This is a genomic window from Pseudolysinimonas sp. (assembly GCF_049651805.1).
Lineage (GTDB): Bacteria > Actinomycetota > Actinomycetes > Actinomycetales > Microbacteriaceae > Pseudolysinimonas_A.
In genome coordinates, this window is record NZ_JBASCU010000001.1 from 1 (window position 1) to 3,628 (window position 3,628).

The window sequence follows — 3,628 nt, forward strand, 5'->3', positions numbered from 1 at the left end:
TCCTCGTCCATTGTGCCGAGAGCTGGGGTGATGAGTCCGGCGATGGGCGTGGTGGGCTGGCGCACGCGCCCGGCACCGTTCGTTCGGGTCAGGGCTCGGATCACGCGTTCGTGGAGCACTGCGGCCAAGTCGTCCGCGTCGTCGAGCGGGCGTGAGGTGACGAGCGCGCGCAGCAGGCGATCCGCGTCGTACCCGTCCGCTTCGGCGCGACGCAGCTCGGCACCGAGCGCGCCGAACGCGGTCGACCCGATGGCGGCGTCGGCTTCTGCCTCGGGGACCTGGGTGGCTCGCAGGAGGGCTTCCCATCTCGGTTGCTGTGCGGCGGAGGCGATGGTCTCGTACTCGGCGGCGAGTTGTGCGACCGAGCCCCAGGTGTCCTGCTCGGCGGCGATCATCTGGCGGGCGGAGAGTTCCGCGCCGACGTGCTGGAGCACCCCGGCGAGCACCTTGCGCGCCGCGACCGCGGCGGTGTCCTGGGTGGGCGGGTGGATGTGGTCGTCGTCGGGGCGGTTGATCGAGACGTAGGCGGTGTTGCCGAGTCGGCCGCGGGTCATGGCGACGTAGAAGTTCTCTCGCGTCGCGCCGGGCTCGACAAGGGTATGCCCGGTCTCGACCGTGACCCCTTGCGCCCGGTACGCGGTGACGGCGTAGCCGAGTTCGACATGCTCGGCGACGTACTCGACCGGGAGGCGCACGCTCGCGCCCCAGCGCCGTCCGGCGGGTCGCACCCGCAGCGACCCGTCGGCGCCGATGGCGGTGATCGTCCACCGGCTGCCGTTGCGCACCCATCCGCGCCCGGCGCGCAGCGCGCGGTCGTTGCGGCGGGTGATGATCGCGTCCCCGATGGATGCCTCGGTGCCGTCGTGCAGCCGTACCTCGGCGCGGGCGTCGACCACCTCGGCGAGTATGAGGTCGGCGCGGGCGCGCTGGTTCAGCGTGGTGACCACCGTGCTCGACTCGGCGATGAGGACGCTCGCCAGCCCGGCTGCCCGGTCGCGCTGCCATGCGGCGTAGGCGGCGTCGGCCATGCGCTCGGATTCGCCCGCGCGGATGCGGCCGTGCGCTTGGTAGGTGTCGATGGCCTCGACACGACCGTTGCGCAGGTCGAGCGTGGCGTCCTTCTCCCAGGCCGCGGCGATGCGGCGCACGTCGGTCAGCTCGGGCACGTCCTCACGGTCGGCGACGAGCATCCCGAACGCTCCCCCGGCATCGACGGACTGGAGCTCGGCGGGGTCGCCCACGAGCAGCACCTTCGCCCCGGCGTCGGCTGCGATGCGCACGAGCCGGTCGAGGGCGAGCGTCCCGGCGAGCGATGCCTCGTCCACGATCACGAGCTGCCCGGCGGCGAATCCCATGCCGTGGTCGCGGTAGGTCTGCCACCACTTCGCGGTGTTCTCCGTCGGGATGCCCAGGTCACCGGCCAGCACCTCGGCCGCGACCGCGGACGGTGCCAGGCCGACGACCGAGCCGTGCCCGTGCTCAGCCTCCCACGCGCGGCGCAACGCGCACAGCGCGGTGGTCTTGCCCGCCCCCGCGGGGCCGACGAGCAGGTCGAGCCGTCGCCCGCGCTGCCGCGAACGAGTGGGATGCGATCATCGTCACGCAGGGCGCATTCGCCAAAGTCCCGCTGCGCGCATCGACCCAAGAGCAGTACATCCGCGGGCAGGTGGAGAACGTGCGGCGAGTGCTGGACGAGGCGACCGGCGAGCAGCGGCTGAGCGTCAAGCGCATCCAGCGCAAGCTCCTGGCGATGGAGAACAAGCTCAAGGAGCGCACCGATACCGACCGCGACCGCGGTGTCTGCTTCGAGGACACCGGCATCGACTACGTCATCGTCGACGAGATGCACATGTACAAGAACCTCGCCACGGAGTCGAACATCCGCGACGCCGCCATCGAGGGTTCGGATCGTGCGAGCGACCTGCACATGAAGCTCGAATACCTTCGCTCGGCAGGACGCGAGCGGGTCGTGACCGCGGCGACCGCGACGCCCATCTCGAACTCGATCACCGAAACCTACGTCATGCAGCGATACCTGCGGCCCGACGTGCTGGAGTCGGCGGGGGTCGGCGCGTTCGATGCGTGGGCGGCGACGTTCGGCGAGCTGGTCACACAGATGGAGATCTCGCCGACGGGCAGCACGTTCCGCATGAAGACCCGCTTCGCCCGGTTCCAGAACGGGCAGGAGCTGCTTCGGATGTGGTCGGTGTTCGCCGACGTGAAGACCGCCGACGACCTCGACCTGCCCGTGCCCGCGCTCGTGCAGCGCGACGACGGCAGCCGCGCGCCCTCCACCGTGCCGGTGCAGCCGACCGTCGAGCTGGAGCAGTACGTCGCTTCCCTTGCCGAGCGCGCCGAGAAGGTCGCCACCCGCCAGGTGCGGCCGGACGAAGACAACATGCTCCTGATCGCCACCGACGGGCGCAAGGCCGCGCTCGACATCCGCATGGTCATCCCCCACGACCCCTCCGGCCCGAGCAAGGTCGACGTCGCCGCCGACGCGATCCACCGCATCTGGGAGCGCACCCGCGACAACGAGTACCTCGACACGGTGACCGGGCAGCCCTCCACGATGCGCGGGTCGCTCCAGCTCGTGTTCTCCGACATCGGCATCCCGAACCAGGACAGGTGGAACGCCTACGACGAGCTGCGGCAGCAGCTCGTGCAACGCGGTATCCCAGCCGAGCAGATCAGGTACATGCACGAGGCGAAGACCGACGTGGAGAAGGCTCGCCTGTTCGCCGCAGCCCGCGCCGGCCACGTCGCCGTGCTCCTCGGATCGACGGAGAAGATGGGCGTCGGCACGAACGTCCAGGCGCGCGCCATCGCGCTGCACCACCTGGACTGCCCGTGGCGGCCCTCCGACATCGCGCAGCGCGACGGGCGCATCATGCGGCAGGGCAACCAGAACGAGGAAGTGGCGATCGTCCGCTACGTCACCGAGCGTTCCTTCGACTCCTACATGTGGCAGACCGTCGAACGGAAGGCCGCGTCATTCGCCCAGATCCTGCGCGGCAAGATCAACGCCCGCGAGATCGAGGAGATCGACACCTCCGCGCTGTCAGCAGCCGAAGCCAAAGCCATCGCCTCCGGCAACCCGCTCCTGCTGGAGCACTCCGTCATCCTCAACGAAGTGAACCGGCTGCGCCGCCTCCAGCGCGCTCATGAACGCAACGAGGACATGCTCGTCCACACCGGAAACCGCGCCCGGTCAGCCGCCGAGCGCGCCGCCGCGGACATTCGCGGGTTGGAAACCGCTGCCCCACGGATGACCGACACGAGCGGCGACAGGTTCCGCATCACGCTCGGCGCGCGCGACTACGACTCCCGCGGCGAAGCCGCCCACGCCCTCGCCGCGTGGATGGGCGGCTCCGGGCTGAAGTGGCTGCCGCGGTACGGGCACAAGGACTTCGGGATCATCGGCCGCATCTCCGGCTTCGACATCCACGTCGAGGCCCGCTCCGGGCTCGCCGCCCTCGATGTGACCGTCTCCCTACCCGAGGTGCCCCGCTCCGGGTTCACGATGCCGAAGGAGTCGTTCCTGGACGCCGGGCTCGGACTCGTGCAGCGCATCGAGAACCGCGTCAGCGGCATCCCCTCCCTCCTCGACCAGGCCCGCGAAGACCTG

1 protein-coding gene and 1 pseudogene are annotated in these 3,628 nt (G+C 70.4%); one reads left to right on the forward strand and one right to left on the reverse strand.

What is annotated here, in order from left to right:
- A pseudogene (locus WBL06_RS00005) lies at window positions 1-1,565 on the reverse strand (ATP-dependent DNA helicase); the annotation flags it as partial.
- A 110-nt stretch (window positions 1,566-1,675) separates the two neighbouring features.
- On the opposite strand from WBL06_RS00005, the gene WBL06_RS00010 reads away from it, so the two are divergent.
- The coding region (locus tag WBL06_RS00010; RefSeq protein WP_424453921.1) for a helicase-related protein at window positions 1,676-3,628 on the forward strand (1,953 nt) is incomplete at its 3' end.